Annotated in this window: 26 protein-coding genes; 15 read left to right on the top strand and 11 right to left on the bottom strand. The window is 51.3% G+C overall.

The features are described from left to right. Positions 1 to 850: 2-keto-3-deoxygluconate transporter (gene kdgT / locus KQJ19_RS08600; RefSeq protein ID WP_216403547.1), on the top strand; the 850-nt coding region annotated here is incomplete at its 5' end. A gap of 41 nt (positions 851 to 891) precedes the next feature. On the opposite strand, the gene KQJ19_RS08595 is transcribed toward kdgT, so the two are convergent. After that, positions 892 to 1,788, bottom strand: coding sequence for a dihydrodipicolinate synthase family protein (locus KQJ19_RS08595; RefSeq protein WP_016155205.1), 897 nt, complete (start codon positions 1,786 to 1,788; stop codon positions 892 to 894). A gap of 152 nt (positions 1,789 to 1,940) precedes the next feature. Between KQJ19_RS08595 and yiiM the strand changes: the two genes are divergently transcribed. The 4 genes from yiiM (at position 1,941) to KQJ19_RS08575 (ending at position 5,896) form a co-directional block, all read left to right on the top strand. Continuing rightward, positions 1,941 to 2,615 (top strand): 6-hydroxyaminopurine reductase, encoded by a 675-nt coding sequence (gene yiiM / locus KQJ19_RS08590; RefSeq protein ID WP_047497551.1) that lies wholly within the window; start codon positions 1,941 to 1,943, stop codon positions 2,613 to 2,615. Between the two features lie 242 nt (positions 2,616 to 2,857). Further along, complete coding sequence (locus KQJ19_RS08585; RefSeq protein ID WP_019077919.1) at positions 2,858 to 3,562, top strand: GntR family transcriptional regulator; 705 nt, start codon at positions 2,858 to 2,860, stop codon at positions 3,560 to 3,562. A gap of 8 nt (positions 3,563 to 3,570) precedes the next feature. Next, on the top strand, positions 3,571 to 4,527 hold the full coding sequence (locus tag KQJ19_RS08580) for a TIM barrel protein (RefSeq protein WP_153689841.1): 957 nt from the start codon (positions 3,571 to 3,573) through the stop codon (positions 4,525 to 4,527). A 118-nt stretch (positions 4,528 to 4,645) separates the two neighbouring features. Next, positions 4,646 to 5,896, top strand: a complete 1,251-nt coding sequence (locus tag KQJ19_RS08575; protein WP_029139693.1) for an MFS transporter — start codon at positions 4,646 to 4,648, stop codon at positions 5,894 to 5,896. 40 nt (positions 5,897 to 5,936) lie between these two features. On the opposite strand, the gene cpxA is transcribed toward KQJ19_RS08575, so the two are convergent. Together cpxA and cpxR are read right to left on the bottom strand one after the other, a co-directional pair. Beyond that, a complete protein-coding gene (gene cpxA, locus KQJ19_RS08570; protein ID WP_016155210.1) occupies positions 5,937 to 7,310 on the bottom strand; it encodes an envelope stress sensor histidine kinase CpxA in 1,374 nt (457 codons plus the stop codon). Continuing rightward, on the bottom strand, positions 7,307 to 8,005 hold the full coding sequence (cpxR, locus tag KQJ19_RS08565; RefSeq protein ID WP_006686193.1) for an envelope stress response regulator transcription factor CpxR: 699 nt from the start codon (positions 8,003 to 8,005) through the stop codon (positions 7,307 to 7,309). Before cpxR ends, cpxA begins: the two co-directional genes overlap by 4 nt. 150 nt (positions 8,006 to 8,155) lie before the next feature. Between cpxR and cpxP the strand changes: the two genes are divergently transcribed. From cpxP to KQJ19_RS08535, 6 genes are all read left to right on the top strand, one after another. Continuing rightward, positions 8,156 to 8,656, top strand: a complete 501-nt coding sequence (cpxP, locus tag KQJ19_RS08560; protein ID WP_016155211.1) for a cell-envelope stress modulator CpxP — start codon at positions 8,156 to 8,158, stop codon at positions 8,654 to 8,656. Positions 8,657 to 8,803: 147 nt separating this feature from the next. Beyond that, on the top strand, positions 8,804 to 9,706 hold the full coding sequence (gene fieF, locus KQJ19_RS08555) for a CDF family cation-efflux transporter FieF (protein ID WP_016155246.1): 903 nt from the start codon (positions 8,804 to 8,806) through the stop codon (positions 9,704 to 9,706). Positions 9,707 to 9,891: 185 nt separating this feature from the next. Next, complete coding sequence (gene pfkA, locus KQJ19_RS08550) at positions 9,892 to 10,854, top strand: 6-phosphofructokinase (RefSeq protein WP_003028778.1); 963 nt, start codon at positions 9,892 to 9,894, stop codon at positions 10,852 to 10,854. Between the two features lie 206 nt (positions 10,855 to 11,060). Beyond that, positions 11,061 to 12,050 (top strand): sulfate/thiosulfate ABC transporter substrate-binding protein Sbp, encoded by a 990-nt coding sequence (gene sbp / locus KQJ19_RS08545; protein WP_047497565.1) that lies wholly within the window; start codon positions 11,061 to 11,063, stop codon positions 12,048 to 12,050. A 104-nt stretch (positions 12,051 to 12,154) separates the two neighbouring features. Further along, positions 12,155 to 12,904: a CDP-diacylglycerol diphosphatase gene (locus KQJ19_RS08540; protein ID WP_019077918.1), complete on the top strand. Its 750-nt coding sequence runs from the start codon at positions 12,155 to 12,157 to the stop codon at positions 12,902 to 12,904. A gap of 73 nt (positions 12,905 to 12,977) precedes the next feature. Continuing rightward, a complete protein-coding gene (locus tag KQJ19_RS08535) occupies positions 12,978 to 14,282 on the top strand; it encodes an SLC13 family permease (protein ID WP_216403546.1) in 1,305 nt (434 codons plus the stop codon). Positions 14,283 to 14,363: 81 nt separating this feature from the next. Here KQJ19_RS08535 and tpiA read toward each other — a convergent pair whose 3' ends face one another. Then, the gene (tpiA, locus tag KQJ19_RS08530) at positions 14,364 to 15,131 is read right to left on the bottom strand and encodes a triose-phosphate isomerase (RefSeq protein ID WP_003028783.1); all 768 of its coding nucleotides are present in this window, start codon (positions 15,129 to 15,131) and stop codon (positions 14,364 to 14,366) included. Between the two features lie 111 nt (positions 15,132 to 15,242). After that, complete coding sequence (locus tag KQJ19_RS08525; RefSeq protein WP_049282363.1) at positions 15,243 to 15,839, bottom strand: YiiQ family protein; 597 nt, start codon at positions 15,837 to 15,839, stop codon at positions 15,243 to 15,245. A gap of 100 nt (positions 15,840 to 15,939) precedes the next feature. Between KQJ19_RS08525 and KQJ19_RS08520 the strand changes: the two genes are divergently transcribed. After that, entirely contained in the window at positions 15,940 to 16,371 is a 432-nt protein-coding gene (locus KQJ19_RS08520; protein WP_016155251.1) for a DUF805 domain-containing protein, read from the top strand. Between the two features lie 38 nt (positions 16,372 to 16,409). On the opposite strand, the gene fpr is transcribed toward KQJ19_RS08520, so the two are convergent. The 4 genes from fpr to KQJ19_RS08500 all read right to left on the bottom strand — a co-directional run bounded on the left by fpr (position 16,410) and on the right by KQJ19_RS08500 (position 20,774). Further along, complete coding sequence (gene fpr / locus KQJ19_RS08515; RefSeq protein WP_016157907.1) at positions 16,410 to 17,156, bottom strand: ferredoxin--NADP(+) reductase; 747 nt, start codon at positions 17,154 to 17,156, stop codon at positions 16,410 to 16,412. A gap of 95 nt (positions 17,157 to 17,251) precedes the next feature. Continuing rightward, positions 17,252 to 18,262, bottom strand: a complete 1,011-nt coding sequence (gene glpX, locus KQJ19_RS08510; RefSeq protein WP_216403545.1) for a class II fructose-bisphosphatase — start codon at positions 18,260 to 18,262, stop codon at positions 17,252 to 17,254. A gap of 135 nt (positions 18,263 to 18,397) precedes the next feature. Then, a complete protein-coding gene (gene glpK, locus KQJ19_RS08505; protein ID WP_016155254.1) occupies positions 18,398 to 19,906 on the bottom strand; it encodes a glycerol kinase GlpK in 1,509 nt (502 codons plus the stop codon). A gap of 22 nt (positions 19,907 to 19,928) precedes the next feature. Continuing rightward, entirely contained in the window at positions 19,929 to 20,774 is an 846-nt protein-coding gene (locus tag KQJ19_RS08500; RefSeq protein WP_016155255.1) for an MIP/aquaporin family protein, read from the bottom strand. A 428-nt stretch (positions 20,775 to 21,202) separates the two neighbouring features. On the opposite strand from KQJ19_RS08500, the gene zapB reads away from it, so the two are divergent. The 3 genes from zapB (at position 21,203) to KQJ19_RS08485 (ending at position 22,351) form a co-directional block, all read left to right on the top strand. Next, positions 21,203 to 21,448 (top strand): septal ring assembly protein ZapB, encoded by a 246-nt coding sequence (gene zapB, locus KQJ19_RS08495; RefSeq protein WP_019077914.1) that lies wholly within the window; start codon positions 21,203 to 21,205, stop codon positions 21,446 to 21,448. Positions 21,449 to 21,540: 92 nt separating this feature from the next. Beyond that, positions 21,541 to 21,918, top strand: coding sequence for a hypothetical protein (locus tag KQJ19_RS08490; protein ID WP_253296332.1), 378 nt, complete (start codon positions 21,541 to 21,543; stop codon positions 21,916 to 21,918). Positions 21,919 to 21,961: 43 nt separating this feature from the next. After that, positions 21,962 to 22,351, top strand: coding sequence for a hypothetical protein (locus tag KQJ19_RS08485; protein WP_103767175.1), 390 nt, complete (start codon positions 21,962 to 21,964; stop codon positions 22,349 to 22,351). A gap of 42 nt (positions 22,352 to 22,393) precedes the next feature. Here the strand turns inward: KQJ19_RS08485 and rraA are convergent, their stop codons facing one another. After that, entirely contained in the window at positions 22,394 to 22,879 is a 486-nt protein-coding gene (gene rraA, locus KQJ19_RS08480) for a ribonuclease E activity regulator RraA (RefSeq protein WP_008787034.1), read from the bottom strand. 92 nt (positions 22,880 to 22,971) lie between these two features. Then, the gene (menA, locus tag KQJ19_RS08475; RefSeq protein WP_016157915.1) at positions 22,972 to 23,901 is read right to left on the bottom strand and encodes a 1,4-dihydroxy-2-naphthoate polyprenyltransferase; all 930 of its coding nucleotides are present in this window, start codon (positions 23,899 to 23,901) and stop codon (positions 22,972 to 22,974) included. Positions 23,902 to 23,929: the final 28 nt, after the last annotated feature.

Below are 23,929 nucleotides of genomic sequence, written 5' to 3'. Positions count from 1 at the left end.
CGGTACGGTGCCTATTCTGGCGGTCTGGTTCTTTTGTATGGGGGCGTCGATCAAGCTAAGCGCTACCGGTACCGTACTGCGTAAATCAGGCACGCTGGTCATAACCAAGATCCTGGTAGCGTGGGTGGTCGCGGCGATTGCTTCACGTATTCTGCCGGAACATGGTGTAGAAGTTGGTTTCTTCGCCGGGTTGTCTACGCTGGCGCTGGTGGCCGCCATGGATATGACCAACGGCGGGCTGTATGCCTCGATTATGCAGCAGTACGGCACCAAAGAAGAGGCCGGGGCGTTTGTCCTGATGTCGCTGGAGTCTGGCCCGCTGATGACTATGGTGATTCTGGGAACCGCCGGGATCGCTTCGTTTGAACCACACGTGTTTGTGGGGGCCGTATTACCGTTCCTGATTGGCTTTGCGCTGGGGAATCTGGACCCTGAGCTGCGGGAGTTCTTCAGCAAAGCGGTGCAGACATTGATTCCTTTCTTTGCCTTCGCGCTTGGTAACACCATTGATTTGAGCGTGATTGCGCAGACCGGTGTACTGGGTATTTTGCTGGGCGTGGCGGTAATTATCATTACCGGTATTCCATTGATTATCGCCGATAAACTGATTGGTGGCGGCGATGGCACAGCGGGGATTGCGGCCTCCAGCTCAGCCGGTGCGGCGGTCGCTACGCCAGTGCTGATTGCTGAAATGGTTCCGGCATTTAAACCGATGGCGCCGGCAGCAACTTCCCTTGTCGCCACGTCGGTGATTGTGACCTCCATTCTGGTGCCGATTATCACTTCCATCTGGTCGAAAAGAGTTAAAGCCAGGGCGGCGGAAATTGATATTCGTAGCGCCGTGAAGTAAGTCTCTTTTGCCGGATGGTCTGTTCCATCCGGCTTAACGATTTAGGCTTTGACGACAAATACCTCATCGATGGTCCGACACTCACCCTCGTTCAACTCTCCGCCGGCATTTCGTGACACGCCGGTGCAATAGCCAAACTTACGCGATACCACGGTTTTGATGGTGGTGACGAAATCTTCGCCGATGGCGTAGATGGACATGTAGGTGCCAATCTGGTCCTGAATGTCGCGAAGTGCTGTCAGGTCGCCCTGTTTAAATGCTTCCCGTGCGCTGACAAACAGTTCAGGCATGACGTTGTTTAATCCTGAAATCACCCCCGCGCCGCCTGCCAGCAGGTTAGGAATGTAGTATTCGTCATAGCCGGACAACACGGCAAAATCCTCCCGTACGGCGCGGGTGGTCTGGATCATACTGCGAGTATGGGACTGGCAGTCGACGGTATCTTTAATGCCTGCGAAGTTGGGGAACTCGGCGGCGAGGGTGGCAACCAGTTCGGGCGTTAAATCGCAACCAGTGCGCGCCGGAAAGTTATAGGCAAACCATTTACCGCTGAGCTTCTGCCCCAACTGACGGAAGTAGCTCAGCAGCTGTTTTGCCGTTTGCCCATAGTAGTAAGGCGGCAGGATCATCACGGCGTCGTAATCGGCGCGATACGCTTCCTGCGCCATCAACAGCACATCATTCTGGCAGGTGGATGAGACGTTGGCGACCATCTTCAGCGAGCTCATAGCGCGGGCCTCGCGGATCAGTAACAGCTTTTCTTCGAGCGTAAAGGAGGCAAATTCCCCGATGCTACCCATCAGCAAAATCACGTCGATTTTGGCCTCGGTAAGGCGTTTGAGATGCTGGCTCAGACCGTTAAGATCGATCTTGCCGTCATTATCCATTGGCGTAATGGAAGGACACCAGACGCCAGCAAATTGCGATTGACCAGTCACGTTGTTGACTCCTTATTTGAAATGATGTTTCAAAACCAGATTACATTGATAGCATGTGTCCCTAAGTTTCATGTGAACCGTGCTCTCATTTTGAGCGACTGGGGTAAAATAAATGTGGTGTAATGGGGGAAATTTATCGGGAGAGGGAACAGATGCGATATCCGGTCGATGTTTTTACAGGCAAGGTTCGGGACTACACGGGAAGCCGTCCCAGCGCGATTGCTAAGGTCCAGGTTGACGGCGAGCTGATGCTGACCGAACTGGGGCTGACGGGTGATGAACAGGCGGAAACGAAAATTCACGGTGGGCCGGATCGCGCGCTGTGCCACTATCCGCGTGAACACTATCAGCACTGGAGACAAGAGTTTCCGGAGCAGGCAGAGCGCTTTGTCGCGCCCGCGTTTGGCGAGAATCTCTCTACTGAGGGGCTAACGGAAGAGAATGTATTTATTGGCGACATTTTCCAGTGGGGAGATGCGCTGATTCAGGTCACGCAGCCGCGCTCGCCGTGCTTTAAGTTGAATTTCCATTTTGGCATCAGCGATATGGCCAGCCAGATGCAGGAGGCAGGCAAGACGGGCTGGTTGTGTAGCGTCATCGCTCCAGGCCAGGTGTCGGCGGACGCGCCTTTGATCCTGGCTTCACGCGTCAGCGACGTCAGCGTGCGGGAGGCGATTGCCATTGCCTGGCATATGCCGTTTGATGACTCACAATATCACCGTTTACTCTCGGCTGCCGGGTTATCGAAAAGCTGGACCAGAACGATGCAAAAGCGTCGTTTAAGCTGCAAGATCGAAGACAATTCCCGCCGTTTGTGGGGAAAATAAAGCCATTCTGGCCATGCAATTAAATCAGGTGGTAACACCTGATTTGCCTCTCTCGTGGTTCTTATCTCTGCATACTAATCTCTGCATACTAAAGCGGGTAAAAAAACCTGCCTGTCACGCCATGTTTTCAGTCCATTCTTGATACCTGGCCCACAAAAAGAAACTCTGTGTTGAAAAAAAACTTGAGTATTTCCTGCACTCAAATATCTTAGCTTTAAATTGGTTTAAACCAGATGAGCAAGATGAAAAAGAAAAACAATGTTGATGTGCTTAGAGAGCGCTTTGAAAGCTGGTTAAACGAGAATAATTTGCCAGCGGGCTCTAAATTGCCTTCGGAGAGAGAGTTATGTGAGTTGCTGGATGCGAAGCGCATGACTTTACGTCAGGTTCTGATTGAGCTTGAGATCGATGCGCGTATCTTCCGAAAGAACCGCAGTGGTTGGTTTATTTCATCGAAGCGATTTATTTATAATCCCAAATCACTTTCCAGCTTTAATGCTGAAGCCTGTGCTCAGGGGCGCAAGCCTTTTTGGGGTTATTTAACCAAAGAAACGATTGCGACGGTTCCGCACCATGTTGATGATGTTTTTCTCTCCTCCGGTGATCGCTATTTAGTTACCGGTTGGTGTGGTCTTGATTCGCATAAAGTGTTTTACCATGAGTCCTATATTGATGCTGATGTTGCGCCAGGATTCATTAACAAATTGGGCAATCAGTCTTTTGCCAGCGTCTGGGAAGATGCGTTTGGTCATGCTTTAAATATCAAAGAAATGATTTTTAAACCGGTCAATATGCCAGAAGTGGCCTGCAAAGAGTTGGGCGTTGCGCCTAATACTTATGGAATTTTAGTAGAAAAACATCGGGCTACCCGAGATAAAAAAGTGGTTCAGGTTGATTTTGAATACTGGCGACTTGAATCTGTGGAACTTGTTATTCGTGATGAATGAGAAAAATAATGGGAAAATGCAACCAAGAACTTCTCGCTGAACGTGCGAGAAATATACCACTGTACCTACATGCTTATGCCTTTCATCTGAATATGCGCTATGAGAGAGTCCTTCCGGGCGATCTTCTGGATATTGCGCATCAGCAACAATTAAAGGGAGTGAAAATACATGTTGAGGATGGTGAGTCCCAATCACTGCAGAAACTAAACGATCGGCAGTTGCACGATTTTAAAGAAAAGGCAAAAAAATATAACCTCGATGTACATATTGAAACGAGCGCATCGGACAAGGCGACATTGACGGATGCGATCCGTATTGCTGTGGCAACTGGCGCAACTTCAGTACGTTTCTACCCGCGCTATGAAGGACATCTCAACGATGTCATGGCAAAGATTGCCAATGATATTGCGTGGCTGTCTCAGTATGACGATTGCGGACTAAGCTTTACTATCGAACAGCATGAAGATCTGCAAGGCCATGAACTGGTGACGCTGGTTAATAATAGTGGAATGAAGAATCTCTCTATTCTGTTTGATTTTGGCAACATGATTAACGCCAATGAGCAGCCGCTTTCTGCGTTAGAAGTCATGTCCCCTCTAATCACTCAGGTGCATATCAAAGACGCAAAAATTATTAAAGAAGGTAAAGGCTGGGGGCATGAGGCTTGTCGTTCAGGATACGGTGATTTACCAATGGAAGAGATGCTTAAGGCATTATTACTTTTAGGTGAGGATAAACCGCAAGTAAATGCTTTTGGTCTGGAAGAGGAAGTTGAATATTATGCTCCGGCATTTCGTTTTGATGATGAAGGTGAGAATCCCTGGATCCCATGGCGCGATGCAAGCTATACGCCGCTGCCCGACAGTAACATGATTGATGCGCGACTGGCGCAGGAAAAAGAACATGCTCTTGCTCAAATAAAGTATATCCGTGATTTATGCGACAAGTTTACAAGTAATAAATAAACTTCTTTAAATATTATTAAATGCGAAAAGGGTTATGAAAATAACTCTCTTAATTTATTAACTGCATGATTTAATTTAAATATTTCTCTCAACAAGCAATGAGGGTTTAATTATGTTCATGAATAAATGGGCAAGGCTCTGTTTTTTAATTTTAGGCGGCGGCACAATATTCAAACTTTCAAGTATGAAAGACGTTTTCTATGTGCCAATGCAAAGTGACTGGGGTTTAACCAATACGCAAATTGGTTTAAGTTTTACCGTTTATACGATTGTTCAGACAACCGGGCTTTTTCTGTCGCTCTATATCGCAGACCGTTATTCCAAGAAAATATTATTACCATTTGGTCTGATCGGCGTTGGACTATGCGGTTTATATTTGGCGACGCTACCGTCATTTACCGGTTATCTTATTTGCTTTGCCGCAATGGCGTTCTTTGCCGATGTGGTTTATTGGCCGGTGTTATTGAAAGCTGTGCGTCTGCTAGGTACGCAAGAAGAACAAGGGCGCATGTTTGGCTTTTTAGAAGCCGGACGTGGCGTGGTGGATGTTATCGTCGCTTCTGGCGCTCTGTTTGTTTTCGTCCAGTTTGGTGAAGGTAAAGCGGGGATGCAGGCGGGTCTGTTGTTTTATACGCTAATTACGCTGGCTGCGGGCGTTCTCACTTACTTTATTGTCGATGATGACAAAGTGAAAGGCGGCGAGAAAACCAGTGCCAACATGGAAGTCTTAAAGGGTATCAAACATGTGTTGTCCTGCCCTAACGTTTGGCTGGCTTCTTTAGGGATTTTCTTTGTTTACGCCGCGTACTGTGGCCTGACTTACTTCATCCCATTCTTAAAAGATATCTACATGCTGCCGGTAGCGCTCGTCGGCGCGTACGGCATCATCAACCAGTATGCATTGAAAATGGTGGGAGGGCCGATTGGTGGGCTGCTGGCGGATAAGGTTGCTAAATCACCTACGGTTTACCTGAAGTGGACGTTTCTGATCTCTGCTGCTGCTATGGTTGTTTTTATGCTGTTGCCACATCAAACGATGAATGTGTATATCGGTATGGCGGCGACGCTAGGATTTGGGGCGATTATTTTCTCACAGCGCGCCATTTTCTTTGCACCAATGGATGAGATTGGTACCCCGCGTGAATATGCCGGTTCGGCGATGGCATTTGGCTGTATCATCGGTTATATGCCCGCCATGTTTGCGTATACGTTATACGGCTATTTACTGGATACCAATAGCGGCATCACGGGCTATAACTATGTTTTTAGCGTGATGATTGCGTTCAGCTTAATGGGCTTTATCTGTTCAACCATTCTGGTGAAGCGGATTAAAAAGCAAAAGCTAGCGGCTGCGACTGTGGCAGCATAATGTGAGAACTTCCCCGGTACGATGTTACCGGGGAAGCCTGTTAAGCGCGTTTATACAGCGGCAACCAAATTACCAGCCGCAAACCACCCAGCGGGCTGTCTTCGGCCTTCACCCAGCCACGATGCTGTTGGATTGCGGTTTCAACAATCGCCAGACCCAGACCTGTTCCGCCAGACTCGCGATCGCGCGCCTCATCGGTACGATAGAACGGACGGAAAATCTGTTCTCGGTCTTCAGGGCTAACGCCCGGGCCATCGTCGTCGACAGTGATGGTAATCCCATCGATATCCACCGCGAAGCCAACTTCAATCTGAGTGTGTGAATAACGCAGGGCGTTGCGCACAATGTTTTCCAGCGCGCTTTCCAGCGCATTTGGGTTGCCGTACAGCGGCCACGGGCCCGGCGGGAAATTCACCGTGAGTGATTTACCCATCTGCTCGGCTTCAAAGGCGGCGTTATCCAGCACTTCACCCCACAGCTGATTGGCTTTCACCGTTTCACTGACCAGCGCGTTTTTCTGCTGATTGCGTGACATCACCAGCAGGTCGTTGATCATGCTGTCCAGTCGATGCGCTTCTGTTTCAATACGCTCCAGCTCTTTGCTTTCACCGCTACGACGGCGCAGCAGCGCGGTGCCCAACTGCAGACGCGTCAACGGCGTTCTCAACTCGTGAGAGATGTCCGACAGCAGGCGTTGCTGCGAGGTCATCATTCGCTCCAACGCCGTCACCATCTGGTTAAAGCTGGCGCCTGCCGCCAGAAATTCCTGCGGACCGGCTTCCAGTTCCGGATGCTGACGCAGGTTGCCCTGGGCCACTTCATCTGCCGCGTTTTTCAACTTACGCGCCGGTTTCGCCAGGCTCCAGGCAAGCCAGAGCAGTAGCGGAGAGCTGACTAACATGGTGACAATCAGCAACAACAGCGGTCGGTCGAACAACAGATTGATAAAGTCAGATTGTGAGCTGCTGGCAGGTCGAATGAGATACAGCTGGTAGTTATCTTCGCCGTCTCTGACGGAGAAAGGCCCGACCATCTCAACGCGACCGTATTTTTTCTTTTGCGGATGGTCGGCGTTATCGGCCTGACCAATAAAGTTACGAATGATCTGCATTTCGTTGCGTTCTGCGCCGATCACGCGTCCTTCCGTCGTAACAAGCAATAACCGCTGTCCTGGCGGTGCCCACTTGTCTATCGCCCGAAACAAGCGACGCCACCACATCAAATCGTTGGGTGGATCGTTCGCCAGTTCAGCTTCAACGTGTTGCTCAATCATCAACCCCTGGCGCTGCTCGCTGTCCAGTAGCTCGGTCATCTGGCGTGAATCAAGCTTGGGTAACATCAGTACCAACATCAACACCAGTGCCAGCGTCAACCAGAAGATGGCAAAGATGCGTGCGGTTAAGCTCCCTATCATGAAGCGGAGACCATCAGGTAGCCGCGACCGCGCAGGGTTTTAAACCACGGGTGTCCGTCTTTACGTTCTGGCAGCTTACGACGCAGGTTCGAGATATGCATGTCGATCGCGCGATCGAAAGGCGTCAGGCGTTTGCCCAGCACTTCCTGGCTCAGGTGTTCACGCGAAACCACCTGACCGAGATGCTGTGCCAGCAAATAGAGCAGGGTGAATTCGGTGCCGGTTAACTCCAGGGTTTGCCCGTCAAAGCTGGCTTCCTGGCGACCCGGATTAAGGCTTAACGCATCCACTTCCAGAGTCGGCGAACCGTTGTCGCTGTTCTGCTGCTGTTCGCTCCAGTGTGAGCGACGCAAAATAGCGCGGATGCGCGCGACCAGTTCACGGTCGTTAAACGGTTTGGGTAAATAGTCGTCCGCGCCCAGCTCAAGGCCAAGTACGCGATCCAATTCGCTGCCGCGAGCGGTCAGCATGATTACGGGTGTCTGGTGTGTCTGACGAAGTGCTTTCAGCGTATCAATGCCATTTTTCTTCGGCATCATGACGTCGAGCAAAAGTAAATCGATGCTGTCATCCAGAAGCTCAAGCGCCTGTTCCCCATCATAGGCAACCAGCACATCGAAACCTTCCATTTCGAGCAACTCCTTTAACAGGGAAGTCAGCTCTCGGTCATCATCAACTAACAGGATTTTATTCATTGTTTACGTACCTCCGAGGCAGAAATTACGTCATCAGGCGTCGCTAATCTATGACTTTACGTTGTTTTACACCCCCTGACGCATGTTTGCAGCCCGAATCGTAAACTGTCTCTCGTTGAATCGCGACAGAAAAGATTTTGGGAGCAAGTGATGGGCAAAGTTACCGCTGCCGTCATGGCCTCAACGCTGGCACTGAGTACTTTAAGCCATGCAGCTGAAGTCGTCACAGGCGATCACTGGCACCTGGGTGAAGGCTCCGCGCAACGCAGCGTTCAGAGCCACATGTTCGACGGTATCAGTTTAACCGAACATCAACGTCAACAGATGCGAGATTTAATGCAGCAGGCAAGACACGAACAGCCTCCTGTTAATGTTAGCGAAATGGAGACAATGCATCGCCTTGTCACCGCAGAGAAATTTGATGAACGCGCTGTGCGCGCTCAGGCAGAAAGAATGGCGCAAGAACAGGTTGCCCGCCAGGTTGAAATAGCCAAGGTTCGCAACCAGATGTATCGCCTGTTAACGCCCGAGCAGCAAGCGGTTTTAAATGAGAGACATGAACAACGAATGGAGCAACTGCGCGACGTAGCGCACTGGAAAAAAAGCTCATCGTTGAATTTATTGAGTAGTAGCAACTCACGTTCCCAGTAGTAACCCTGTTTTCCTTGCCATAGACACCATCCCTGTCTTCCCCCACATGATGTGGGGGTTTTTTTTGCCCAAAATTTGTCACTCGGTTATTGCCTGACTGTTTTACTTCATCCGTTATACTAGCGGCATATCATGGCAGGAGTGTTTATGAATCAAACCTATGGGCGGCTGGTTAGCCGGGCGGCTATCGCGGCGACCGTGATGGCATCGCTGTTACTTTTGATCAAGATTTTTGCGTGGTGGTACACCGGATCGGTCAGTATTCTGGCAGCGCTGGTGGATTCTTTGGTGGACATCGCCGCGTCGTTAACCAACCTGTTGGTGGTGCGCTATTCTTTGCAACCGGCCGATGATGAACATACGTTCGGACACGGAAAAGCGGAATCGCTGGCGGCGCTGGCGCAAAGCATGTTTATTTCCGGTTCGGCGCTGTTTTTATTCCTGACCGGGATTCAGCATCTCATCCAACCCACGCCAATGAAAGATCCTGGCGTCGGGGTGGTTGTCACCATCATTGCGTTAGTGTGTACAATCATTCTGGTCTCGTTTCAGCGCTGGGTGGTGAAGCGCACGCAAAGTCAGGCCGTTAGGGCGGATATGCTTCATTATCAGTCTGATGTTATGATGAACGGTGCGATTCTCGTGGCGCTTGGGCTGGCATGGTACGGCTGGCATCGCGCAGATGCCTTGTTTGCGCTCGGGATTGGCATCTATATTTTATATAGTGCATTACGCATGGGTTATGAGGCGGTACAGTCTTTGCTGGATCGCGCTTTACCCGATGAAGAACGTCAGGAAATTATTGATATTGTGACGTCATGGCCTGGAGTCAGCGGCGCTCACGATCTTCGCACGCGGCAGTCAGGGCCGACCCGCTTTATTCAGATTCATTTGGAAATGGAAGATAATCTGCCGCTCGTTCAGGCGCATTTAGTGGCTGAACAGGTAGAGCAGGCAATTTTACGGCGTTTCCCGGGATCGGATGTCATCATTCATCAGGATCCCTGTTCGGTCGTACCCAAGGAAGGCAAGATGTTTGAGCTTTTATAATTCGTTGTAAAAAAAGTGAACCGGGCCAGCATTTTGTGTATAAATTACCACCATTTGGCCTGACCTGAATCAATTCAGCAGGAAGTGATTGTTATACTATCTGCATATTCGTTGGATCGTTTCGATATGCGGAATCGACTTCCGGCAGCAGATTTCATTTTGCATTCCAAAGTTCAGAGGTAGTCATGATTAAGAAAATCGGTGTGTTGACAAGCGGCGGTGATGCGCCGGGCATGAACGCAGCAATCCGTGGTGTTGTACGTGCAGCGTTGACGGAAGGGCTGGAAGTCATGGGGATCCATGATGGCTACCTGGGTTTGTATGAAGACCGTATGGTTCAACTTGACCGCTACAGCGTGTCCGACATGATCAACCGTGGCGGTACATTCCTCGGTTCTGCCCGCTTCCCGGAATTCCGCGACGAAAACGTGCGTGCCGTGGCTATCGAAAACCTGAAAAAGCGTGGCATTGACGCGCTGGTTGTTATCGGTGGTGACGGTTCATACATGGGGGCAAAACGCCTAACTGAAATGGGCTTCCCATGCATCGGTCTGCCAGGCACTATCGACAACGATATCAAAGGCACCGACTACACCATCGGTTATTTCACCGCTCTGGGTACCGTAGTCGAAGCGATTGACCGTCTGCGTGATACCTCTTCTTCTCACCAGCGTATTTCCATCGTTGAAGTGATGGGCCGCTACTGTGGCGATCTGACCCTGGCGGCTGCCATTGCTGGTGGCTGTGAGTTTGTGGTGGTTCCGGAAGTGGAATTCAGCCGTGACGATCTGGTTGCTGAAATCAAAGCAGGCATCGCGAAAGGTAAAAAACACGCGATTGTGGCGATCACTGAGCACATGTGTGACGTTGACGAACTGGCGCATTACATCGAGAAAGAAACGGGTCGTGAAACGCGCTCAACCGTACTGGGTCACATCCAGCGTGGTGGTTCTCCGGTGCCTTACGACCGTATCCTGGCGTCCCGTATGGGCGCATATGCCATTGAACTGCTGTTGGCCGGTCACGGCGGTCGCTGTGTAGGTATTCAGAACGAGCAACTGGTTCACCACGACATCATCGACGCGATTGAAAACATGAAGCGTCCGTTCAAAGGTGACTGGCTGGACTGCGCGAAAAAACTGTACTGATTGTTTTTTCCGCGCCTGATGGCGCTAAGCGCATCAGGCCTACAGGTTGTAAAGACTTGTAGGCCTGATGAGCCGCTAACCATCATTCGGCACAATTCCCCGCATTTATTCCCCCAAGTTATAGCAAATCTTTTTTTATTCTTTAATGTTTGGATACCTTTCTGGCACGCTTTGCTCATCACAACACCACATAAGAGAGCTGGGCGATGAACAAATGGGGCGTAGGGTTAACATTATTGCTGGCATCGACCAGCGTTCTGGCAAAGGATATTCAGTTACTTAACGTATCGTACGATCCAACGCGTGAATTGTACGAGCAGTACAATAAGGCCTTTAGCGCGCACTGGAAGCAGGAAAAGGGCGACAACGTCGTGATCCGCCAGTCGCATGGCGGTTCGGGTAAACAAGCGACCTCCGTCATTAACGGCATTGAAGCCGATGTCGTGACGCTGGCGCTGGCTTACGATGTGGATGCCATTGCTGAACGTGGTCGTATCGATAAAAACTGGATTAAGCGTCTGCCGGATAACTCCGCGCCATACACCTCCACCATCGTTTTCCTGGTCCGCAAAGGCAACCCCAAACAAATTCATGACTGGAACGATTTGATCAAACCAGGCGTGTCGGTCATTACGCCAAACCCGAAAAGCTCAGGCGGCGCACGCTGGAACTATCTGGCGGCATGGGGCTACGCCTTGCACCACAACAACAACGATCAGGCCAAGGCACAAGACTTCGTGAAGGCCCTGTATAAGAATGTTGAAGTGCTGGACTCCGGTGCGCGTGGCTCAACCAATACCTTCGTTGAGCGCGGTATCGGTGATGTGCTGATCGCCTGGGAAAACGAAGCCCTGCTGGCGACAAACGAGCTGGGCAAAGACAAATTCGAGATAGTGACGCCGAGTGAATCTATCCTCGCGGAACCGACCGTTTCCGTGGTCGATAAAGTAGTGGAAAAGAAAGACACCAAAACGGTGGCGGAAGCCTACCTGAAATATCTCTATTCTCCGGAAGGTCAGGAAATTGCAGCGAAAAACTACTATCGTCCGCGTGATGCAGACGTTGCGAAGAAATACGAAAATGCATTTCCGAAGCTGAAACTGTTCACCATCGACGAAGAGTTTGGCGGCTGGACGAAAGCGCAGAAAGAGCACTTCTCTAACGGTGGTACGTTTGACCAGATCAGCAAGCGCTAAATAAGTCTGTGATTTACCGACCCGGTGGCATAACGCGACCGGGTTTTTTATTTGTCATGGTTTTGCGTTACTCTTGCCCTTCAATGAGATACAGGGAACGCGTAATGAAAAAAGCAGGCTATCTTTTACTGGCGGTGATTGTAGTCGCCGCTGCTGCAGGTATCGGGTACTGGAAATTCACCGGTAACCCGGACGCATTACGCCAGATTGTTCTTCAGCAATGCCTGCCGCACCAGTTGCAGCAGCAGGATCCCACGCCGTGCGCCGAAGTGAAGCCGGATGCCGGATATGTGGTGTTCAAGGATCGTAACGGCCCACTGCAATACCTGTTGATGCCGACCTGGCGCATCAACGGAACGGAAAGCCCGCTGCTGCTGAAATCAGGGACGCCGAACTTTTTCTGGCTGGCCTGGCAGGCGCGCAGCTTTATGAGCCAAAAATACGGTCAGGAAATCCCTGACAAAGCGGTATCGCTGACCATTAACTCGCGTAGCGGGCGTACGCAAAATCATCTGCATATTCATATTTCCTGCCTGCGAACCGATGTCAGAAAACAGCTGGATGACAATCTGGCGAAAATCAGCACTCGTTGGCTGCCATTACCGGGTGGGCTGCGCGGTCATGAATATCTGGCGCGTCGCGTCACGGAAAATGAACTGGCGCAACGCAGCCCGTTTATGATGCTGGCAGAAGAGGTGCCGGATGCGCGTGAGCACATGGGCAGCTATGCGCTGGCGATGGTGCGTCAGAGCGATGAGTCTTTTGTCCTGCTGGCGACCCAGCGCAATCTGTTGTCGCTCAATCTCGCCTCCGCTGAGGAAATTCAGGATCATCAATGTGATATTCTGCGTTAACCCCACCTAATCTGGCATTTACTCCGCATGTCTGTCCCCGTATTCTTGTTGAAAAAAACAACAGGAGACAGGCATGTCGCTCTGGCTTACACACCCTCTGTTTATCCCCTCTCTGGTGATTGGCATTACCATCCTGCTCTGGGCGACGTCGCTACTGCCGGAGTTTATAACGGCGCTGCTGTTCTTTGCCGTAGCAATGGTCGCCAAAATCGCACCTGCGGATGTGATCTTTGGCGGATTTGCGTCTTCGGCATTCTGGCTGGTCTTTAGTGGTTTTGTGCTGGGTATCGCGATTCGCAAAACGGGGCTGGCGGACAGGGCGGCGAGAGCGCTGTCATCGCGATTGACCGATTCCTGGCCGTTAATGGTGGCGAGCGTGGTGCTGCTCAGTTACGCGCTGGCGTTTGTGATGCCGTCCAATATGGGGCGTATTGCGCTGCTGATGCCGATTGTTGCCGCAATGGCGAAGCGTGCCGGAATTAACGAGGGTACGCGCGCCTGGTATGGTCTGGCGCTGGCCGTCGGGTTTGGGACGTTCCAGCTTTCCGCGACGATTTTACCCGCTAACGTGCCAAATCTGGTAATGAGCGGCGCGGCGGAAGGCTCTTACGGCATCCACCTCAATTATCTTCCCTATTTGCTGCTGCATACGCCGGTTCTGGGCTGGCTTAAAGGCGCGGTGCTCATCATGCTTATCTGCTGGCTGTTCCCTGGCAAGCCCCACGCACCACGCGATCTCACGCCAGCGGAACCAATGAGCTGGGATGAAAAACGTCTGGCCTGGATGCTAGCAGTGGTGCTGCTGCTGTGGGTAAGTGAAAGCTGGCACGGTATAGGGCCTGCGTGGACCGGGCTGGCGGCGGCGGTTATCACGCTGCTACCACGGATTGGTTTTATCAATGGCGACGAGTTTTCCTCCGGGGTAAATATCAGGACCTGCATTTACGTGGCGGGGATTCTGGGGTTGGCAATCACCGTTACCCAGACCGGCATTGGCAGTGCAGTGGGCGAGGCGCTGTTACAGGTGATGCCGCTGGATGCGGAAAAACCATTTACCAGCTTTCTCGCGCTGACCGGCATTACCACCGCACTCAATTTTATTATGACGGCGAACGGCGTTCCGGCGCTGTATACCACTCTGGCGCAAAGTTTTGCCGATGCGACTGGGTTCCCGCTGCTGTCGGTGATTATGATTCAGGTATTGGGGTATTCCACACCGCTACTGCCGTATCAGGCTTCGCCGATTGTGGTGGCGATGGCGCTTGGGAAAGTGCCTGCGAGGGCGGGGATGCTGCTGTGTATCGCGCTGGCGACGGCAACATATCTGCTTCTTCTGCCGCTGGATTATCTGTGGTTTAGCGTGTTGGGTAAGTTGTAAAAAAAGCCCGGTAGCGCTAACGCTTACCGGGCCTACAGTCTTGAAGGACGGGTCAGCGAAGCGCTACCCGCCTCAACAGCATTACGCCTGTTTAGCGGCTTCTGCTGCTTTAACGATGACCGCGAAGGCATCTGCTTTCAGAGAAGCACCGCCAACCAGCGCGCCATCAATATCCGGCTGAGCGAACAGTTCTGCTGCGTTAGCTGCGTTTACGGAACCGCCGTACTGGATGATAACTTGTTCAGCGATTTTCGCGTCAGCTTTAGCAATGTGGTCACGAATGAATTTGTGAACAGCCTGAGCCTGAGCAGGAGTTGCAGATTTACCGGTACCGATAGCCCATACTGGTTCGTAAGCGATAACGACGCCTTCGAATGCTGCCGCGCCCTGAGTTTTCAGAACGGCGTCGATCTGACGTGCACAGACTTCTTCAGTTTTGCCCGCTTCGTTTTCTGCTTCGGTTTCACCGATGCACAGAACCGGAGTCAGACCTTGTTCTTTCAGCACGGCGAATTTTTTAGCGATCAGCTCGTCAGACTCTTTGTGGTAAGTACGACGCTCAGAGTGACCGATAATGATGTACTGCGCGCCGATATCTTTCAGCATTTCAGCACTTGTTTCACCGGTAAATGCGCCAGACAGGTTCAGGTCAACGTTCTGCGCGCCCAGGATAATGTGGCTACCGGCAGCGGCGTGTTTCGCCAGGTCGATATACATTTCCGGCGGAGCAATTGCTACTGCACAGCCAGCAACGCCAGCCAGTTCTTTACGCAGGTTAGCAACCAGCTCGTTCACCATGTGGCGGCTGCCGTTCAGTTTCCAGTTACCCATCACTAAAGGATGTCGCATTTCATTTCTCCACGCTTGTCAGCGAATTAAGGAATATGGCCGCCCGTCAGGGCAGCATGGTCTGTGAAACAGTATAGAGATTCGTCTGCGGAAAGGCTTTGCTTTTTGTCATCAATTCGCCTTCTCAAGACTATCTGATAGTGCCAGCTTAATCGGTTCAACAGCGAAGGTCAGCCCTTTTTCACCGTTATCTGCCACAACATAGCGAATTGCGCCTTCTGTTTCGGCGTAATAGTGTTTACCTTTGCCGGCAGCGAGCAGTTTTTGCAGCTTTTTCTGGCTCTGCTCTTTCGTCAGTAGCGGCGCGACGGTACGAATGACGGCGGTCATGTATTCCAGCGCTTTCGCTTTGGCCGCCTTTTGTTCTGGTCCCTGAATCGGCAACCAGGTTATCTGCATACTTTTGATTTTTAGCGTGCCGCGCTCAAGGGCGGAGGACGCATACAGGTTTTCATTGATTTTACTGGCCGCGCGGGTGAGGTTTGCCCGATCGCGGCTGCTGTCGATGGCGCGGAACTCATTCAGGATAAGCTTCGGATTCTGCGTATTAAAGTTTTCGCGAAACTGGCTAATCGACAGGTCAAAGGTCGGCGCACCCGCCAGTAAATAGGGGGCCGTGGTTGCCGTCGATGGCTCTTCCGCCCGTGCCGCAACGCTCGCGGTGAAGGCTGAAAACAATAATAAAAACAGTGTAAATCCTTGCTTCATCAATCGTACCTTTCGTTATGACTGCTCACGATTAAAACGGTAACTGTCGGGCTTGTCAAAAGGGTAAACTGTTCTGGAAGGTAATAATAAAGGAACTTACATGACCATACAGCAGTGGTTATTCTCATTTAAAGGGCGCATCGGGCGCCGTGATTTCTGGATTTGGATAGGTCTGTGGATCGTCGGAATGCTGGTTTTGTTCTCGCTGGCGAGCAAGCAATTACTCGATATTCAGACTGCGGCATTTTGTCTGGTTTGTCTGCTATGGCCGACGGCGGCAGTGACGGTAAAACGCCTGCACGATCGGGGACGTTCTGGAGCGTGGGCGCTGCTGATGATTTTGGCGTGGATGCTGCTGGCCGGAAATTGGACGATGTTACCCGGCGTCTGGCAATGGGCGGTTGGTCGCTTTGTTCCGACGCTCATTCTGGTCGGCATGCTCATCGATCTGGGCGCGTTCGTTGGCACCCAGGACGAAAATAAATATGGTAAGGATACGCAGGACGTAAAGTACAAAGCCGAGCGCCAGTAGTTGTCGACCGGAGAAGCGCAAGCGCCTCCCGGCAACCCTCACCAGTAGTGTTCAGCAGTCATATGGCCCGGTCGACGGCGCAGGTGTTTGGTCATCTGCCGGGTCTCTTTCAGCAGTTGCTGCGTGTCGCGTACCATTTGTGGATTTCCGCACAACATCACATGGCTGGTTTCTTTATCCATTGGCAGCCCTACCGCCTTTTCCAGTTCACCGCTTTCAATCAGCGCCGGTACACGCCCGGTCAGCGAATCTACGGCTGTCTCACGGCTAACAACCGTCTGGATGCGTAATTTACCTTCGTAGCGCTTTTCCAGCGCCTGCATCAATGGCAGGTAGCTCAAATCGGCGGCATAGCGTGCGGCGTGGACCAGCACCAGATTTTTAAAGCGACCCAGATCTTTGCCTAGTTGCAGAATCGACAAATACGGGCCGATAGCCGTGCCGGTTGCCAGCATCCATAGCGTTTCGCAATCAGGGACTTCATCCAGCACGAAGAATCCAGCGGCCTCGCTCACCACCTGAACTTCATCGCCAGGCTTTAGCGCCGCCAGTTGAGGGCTGAGTTTGCCGTCGGGAACCGTCACCAGATAAAATTCTAAGTCGGGGTTATCGGGCGCATTCACGTAGGAATAGGCGCGCTGGACGCGCTCACCGTCGATCTCAAGGCCAAGCTTGGTGAACTGACCTGCAGTGAAAGGAAGAACCGGAGCTCGCACGGTCAAACTAAACAGGGCATCGGTCCAGTTCTGCACCTTTGTGACTTTACCTGTTACCCAATCTGCCATGGTTTTCTCCTGTCTGCTTTGATTGCCTTATCTTCGTTCGTTGGACGAAAGATTTCCAGCCCGGATGGGCTGGAAGGCTCTATTGATCAAATCAATTACAGGATGTGCGCCTGCACATCGGGATCCTTGCGATCGAGGTAGTGAATCGACTGAATGCGGCGGATCGTGCGCGATTTGCCGCGGATCAACAGCGTTTCGGTGGTTGCGATATTGCCTTTACGGCTAATCCCTTCCAGCAGATCGCCTTTGGTGATGCCGGTAGCGGAGAAAATGACGTTGTCGCTGCGCGCCATTTCATCCAGACGCAGCGCTTTGCCCGCTTCAATGCCCATCGCGGTGCAGCGGGCCAGTTCCTGTTCGCCAATACGACGGTTCTCTTCGCTATCGCCTTTGACGTCATGGCGCGCCAGCAGGCGGCCCTGCATGTCGCCGTCCAGCGCGCGGATGACGGCCGCGGAAACCACGCCTTCCGGTGCGCCACCAATACCGTACAGCACGTCCACTTCGCTGTCTGGCATACAGGTCAAAATCGAGGCCGCAACGTCGCCGTCAGGAATGGCGAAGACGCGCACGCCCAGTTTCGCCATCTCTGCAATAACCTCGTCATGGCGTGGTTTTGCCAGGATGGTGACGGTCAGGTCACTCAGTGGTTTGTTCAGCGCGGCTGCAATGTTTCGCAGGTTGGTTTCCAGCGACAGGTTCAGGTCGATGGACCCTTTTGCGTCAGGACCGACAATCAGCTTTTCCATGTACATGTCTGGCGCGTTCAGGAAACAGCCTTTATCGCCTACAGCCAGCACCGCCAGCGCATTCGCCTGGCCCATTGCCGTCATACGCGTGCCTTCGATAGGATCGACGGCGATGTCGACCGCATCACCGTGGCCGGTTCCGACTTTCTCGCCGATAAACAGCATCGGTGCTTCATCAATCTCACCCTCGCCAATCACGATGGTGCCGTCGATGTTGACCTGGTTGAGCATAATACGCATGGCGTTCACCGCCGCGCCATCAGCGGTATTTTTATCGCCGCGGCCCAGCCATTTATAGCCAGCCAGCGCGGCCGCTTCGGTCACGCGTGAAAATTCAATGGCAAGTTCTCGTCTCATTGCAAACTCGTAGCTGAAAGGAATGGCGCGAAGTGTAGCACAGGGGAGGGGACTAGATTATTGATGTGTGTGCGGGGTTGCCCCCGCACGAAGATATTGCCGGACAAGGTAAAGTCGCCATCCGGCAATGACGAATTACTCGTCGTGATCTTCCCACGCCATGGCGCGTTTGACCGCTTTTTTCCAGCCGCTGTAACGGAAATTACGCTCGGTGGTTTCGATGCCAGGGCGGAATTCACGCTCGATGACCGCTTTCTCCTGCAGTTCATCCAGATTCTGCCAGAAACCTACTGCCAGACCGGCAAGGTACGCCGCACCCAATGCGGTGACTTCGCGGACTTCCGGGCGCTCAACGCGCGTGCCGAGAATATCGGACTGGAACTGCATCAGGAAGTTGTTGGCGACCGCACCGCCATCAACGCGCAGGGCGTGCAGGCGAATACCGGAGTCAGCCTGCATCGCTTCCAGTACGTCACGGGTCTGGTAAGCGATAGACTCAAGCGTTGCGCGGATGATGTGGTTGGAGTTTACGCCACGGGTCAGGCCGAAGATGGCTCCGCGTGCATACGGGTCCCAGTACGGTGCGCCAAGGCCTGTAAATGCCGGAACGACGTACACGCCGTTGGTATCTTTCACTTTGGTGGCGAAATATTCAGAGTCGAATGCATCGCTGATGAGTTTCATTTCATCGCGCAGCCACTGGATGGATGCGCCAGCCATAAATACCGCACCTTCCAGCGCGTAGTTCACTTCCCCGGTCGGTCCGCAGGCGATGGTGGTCAGTAGTCCATTTTCGGACTTAACGGCTTTCTCGCCAGTGTTCATCAGCATGAAGCAGCCGGTACCGTAGGTGTTTTTCGCCATCCCTTCCTTCACGCACAGCTGGCCAAACAGAGCAGCCTGCTGGTCACCGGCAATACCGGAGATAGGAATACGAATGCCGCCTTTACCACCGATGTTGGTCTGGCCGTACACTTCAGAAGAACGACGCACTTCTGGCAGCATTGCACGCGGAATATCCAGCGCATCCAGCATCGTGTCATCCCAGTCCAGGGAGTGGATGTTGAACAGCATGGTACGAGAGGCGTTGGTGTAATCCGTTACGTGTACGCGCCCCTGCGTCATTTTCCAGATAAGCCAGGTGTCTACCGTACCGAACAGCAGTTCGCCGCGACGAGCGCGCTCACGTGAGCCTTCTACGTGGTCGAGGATCCACTTCACTTTAGTGCCGGAAAAGTACGGGTCAATTACCAGACCCGTGTTATTACGGATGTACTCTTCCATTCCGTCGCGCTTGAGCTTTTCGCAGATATCCGCGGTACGACGACACTGCCACACAATTGCGTTATAGATAGGCTTACCGGTCTCACGCTCCCAGACGATGGTGGTTTCACGCTGGTTGGTAATACCGATCGCTGCAATTTCATCGGAACTGATATCGGCTTTCGCCAGAACTTCTACCAGCGTGGAGCTTTGGGTCGCCCAAATTTCCATTGGGTCATGTTCTACCCAACCTGCTTTCGGGTAGATTTGCTCGAATTCGCGCTGTGAAACGCTAACGATATTCGCATCGTGGTCCATTACGACCGCGCGGGAGCTGGTGGTGCCCTGGTCGAGCGCAACGATATATTTTTTTTCAGTCATGATTATTTGTCCCGTAGTCACATTACTGCGAAGCTTTTTGTTGAGTGTTGGTCGCAACGTCTTTCTCTTCAATCGCGCAGACATCGCACGGTAAATGGCGACCAATCAGTTTGCGATATGCCCATGCGCCTAAAATCGCGCCGGTAATCGGGCCAAACACCGGGACCAGGAAGTAAGGGATATCACGACCACCCGTGAAGGCAATCTCACCCCATCCGGCCATCCAGGCGAAGAGTTTCGGTCCGAAGTCACGTGCCGGGTTCATCGCAAAACCTGTTAGCGGACCCATGGAAGCACCAATAACGGCGATCAACAAGCCGATCAGCAGTGGTGCCAGCGGACCACGAGGTACACCGTTACCATCGTCGGTCAGAGCCAGAATCAGCCCCATTAGAATAGCGGTAATGACCATTTCAACCGCGAAGGCCTGCACAAAATTGATATGCGGGTTCGGATAGGTCGAGAAAGTACCTGCCAGACCCAGGCTCTCGGTACTGCCGCGCACGATATGGTTAGTTTGTTCGAAATCGATGAAAAGATTGTAATAAAGCCCGTAAACCAGTGCCGCTGCGCAAAAGGCGCCGGCAATTTGCGAAATAATAAAAGGAGCAACTTTGCGTTTATCAAAACAGGCGAACAGCCAGAGTGCGATGGTTACCGCTGGATTCAGGTGTGCACCAGAAACGCCTGCAGTCAGATAGATAGCCATCGCTACCCCCAGACCCCAGATGATACTGATTTCCCACTGACCAAAAGTAGCCCCAGCAACTTTGAGTGCAGCGACACATCCCACACCGAAGAAAATCAACAACCCGGTACCGAGGAATTCAGCAATGCACTGGCCTTTTAAGGTTGATGTTTGACTCATAATCGGATCCTGAAGAGAGTTTAATGTTTATTGTATGCGAGAAGGTCACTGACATCCCCGGAGCCGGTAGGCACACTGTTAATTTATCGTTAACGCTCAAAAACGAGAAATATCGAAATTAAAATGTGTGTACTCCATCAACAAAATGAGCGTTATCGCGCCATTTCGCGGTATTTGTTATACAAAAATAGTGTGAGCTGAATCATTTCAATGATCAATTCGTTAACACTTAAGAGTTATGATAGTAATGTCACCAGGAGAAAGACGAAAAGTGTTGCAAACCGCAATCTGCGCGGGATGCCGCTGGACAGGGATGACGCGGCTTCATACAATCGGTGTTAAGTAGAGTGCGCTCGTTTTTATTAAGGCGTCGCCGGTTATCGGGACGAGGATTTTTATCCATCAACGCCTTGCAATTCAGGAGAGGTATGACGATGTCATTAGAAGTGTTTGAGAAACTGGAAGCAAAAGTACAGCAGGCGATTGATACCATCACGCTGTTACAGATGGAAATCGAAGAGCTGAAAGAAAAGAACAACTCACTGTCGCAGGAAGTTCAGTCTGCACAGCAGCAGCGTGAAGAGCTGGAGCGTGAGAACAACAACCTGAAAGAACAGCAGAATGGCTGGCAGGATCGTCTGCATGCCCTGTTGGGGCGTATGGAAGAAGTCTAATTCTGATTTCTTTAAAAAGGCATCCATAATGGATGCCTTTTTACTATGTAGACTTTAGGATATCGTAATTCTCAAATTTCAAAGAATACGATATGACAAAAAGAAACGATATTATTGATAATTCGGATCGATTTATCACCAGAGATATTAGATATGGTCTTATCTATACAGATAATCTAGGGTGGATTGATTTAGGCCACGCTAATCCGGCAGGCGCTGAAAATTTATGGTTTGAAATGACAAGACCTCGTGGTGGTGATAGTGAATTTTATGAAGTAAATTACCATCAAAGTATGTCTAAAAGCATTCACGGTCTAAATATCAATGCTGGTATATATCGTAGATTCATGGTGCGACGAGGATTGCAGGAGCGAATTCTGCAAGGTATTGCTTTGTCTATATTCTTGAGTACGTCACATCGTTTCGAATCCTTACAGGATTTTTGGCCTTACACTTATTTATGGATGTAATAAAACCTGTTGCGAATCCAAATTATGTTCGGGAACTCCGTATATGACGCTTCGACGATTAGGTATTATTATTGCATTTATGCTTTTCTTTGCGCTGCTTTATTGTTATTTCATGGTGAGTGTCTTTACAAAAAAATGCTATACGCAGCATGATTTATTAATTTATCAGCTATTAACGCCGAAATTGATTAAACAGGTTCCAAGGGTATCCAGCGACTGGTTTTTTGTAAGCCATACAGATGAGGGAAGCCATCTTCAACGCAGTGAAATAGTTTTTACGGGGATACCTAAGAATGATATTCACAGAGCAGAAGAAAAATTAAACGCATATGTTGAATCTTATCCTGCAAGTCGTGAGATGATGAGTGTCGTTGTTGAAGCAAGAGCTGGGAATTATGATGTTAAGGTCATTCACTACAAATCGGATGAATGAAGAAAATAAAAGGCCATCAAACTTGCTGATGGCCTTTTTCACTTACTCGATATCGAGCGGGTCTTCGGAGAGGATTATCCCGGTGTTGTCGGCGTACAGGTGGTCGCCGGAGAAGAATGTCACGCCGCCAAAGTTGACGCGCACATCGCTTTCCCCGATACCTTCTCCTGAAGCACCTACCGGAATTGCGGCAATCGCCTGAATGCCGATATCCAGTTCTTCCAGATCGTCTACCTGGCGGACTGAGCCGTAGATGACCAGACCTTCCCATTCATTCTGTACGGCCAGTCGTGCCAGTTCGGCATCGACCAGCGCACGACGGACAGAACCGCCGCCATCGACCAGCAGAATGCGACCACGGCCATTTTGTTCGAGCAGATCGTACAGCAACCCGTTGTCCTCGAAACATTTTACCGTGATGATTTGTCCGCCAAACGACGACCGTCCTCCAAAGTTAGAGAACAGCGGTTCCACGACGTTGACATCTTCCTGATAGATGTCACAAAGCTCGGATGTATCGTATTTCATAGGCTTAACGTTCAGTTGCTGCGAGAATTTTTAGTATATCGCGCTATGTGTACTGTTGGCAAAATCATCAATTGTTAATTGATATTTGTCAGTTAAAGAGACCACTGACTTAAGAAAATTCCAACGACAAACAGCAAGTTAGTTAATAGCGCCGCTTTTACGGTGCGTTCCAGCATCGGACGCATTGCCGCAGGATCCATTTCGCGCATCACGTAACGCGCCTGTTTGAAAAGCAGCGGAGCGGCAAGGATAAACAGCCATCCCCACAGACTTTGTAGCGAAAACAGGTTAAACAGCGCCAGGCAGACCAGCGTACCCATCAGCAGGCAGGCATGGTAGCGGCGGGCATTGACGGCACCTAAACGTACTACCAGCGTGTTCTTGCCGTTCTCTCTGTCGCTGTTGATATCGCGCAGGTTGTTGACGTTGAGCACGGCAGTTGCCAGCAGACCACAGGCGGTGGCAGGCAGGATCAGCGCCGGAATCAGCGTATGCGCCTGCAGATACCAGCTTCCCATCACGCTCAGCCAGCCAAAGAATACCAGCACGGAAATATCGCCCAGACCGATATATCCGTATGGGCGATTACCCACGGTGTAGGTGATCGCCGCAATAATCGACAGGCCCCCAAGCACCAGGAAACCGACAAAATCCGCCAGCGTGTGACAGGCCACAGCAACCAGGGCCAGGCCCGACAAACAGATCAACACCACGGTGACGATCAGCGCACGCTTCATCTGCTGTTGGGTGATAACCCCTTTTTGCATACCACGCAGCGGTCCAATGCGATCGGGCTTGTCGCTGCCTTTGACGGCATCGCCATAGTCGTTAGCGAGGTTGGACAGAATTTGCAGCAGTCCTGCTGTAATCAATGCCAACAGAGCAACCAGCGGATCGAAGTATCCTTGCCACCATGCTAATGCCGTACCGACGATGATCGCCGCGAAGGCGAGCGGTAAGGTCTTAGGTCGTAAACTTTCCAGCCAGGCTTGTGAGCGGCTAATTTTTTGTTGTTCAGTCATATTTAGCGCCAATAAAAATGGGGCTTTA

It is taken from the genome of Citrobacter sp. S46_ASV_140 (assembly GCF_018919545.1).
GTDB lineage: Bacteria > Pseudomonadota > Gammaproteobacteria > Enterobacterales > Enterobacteriaceae > Citrobacter > Citrobacter braakii.
This window is presented reverse-complemented; position numbering and strand designations above follow the sequence as displayed.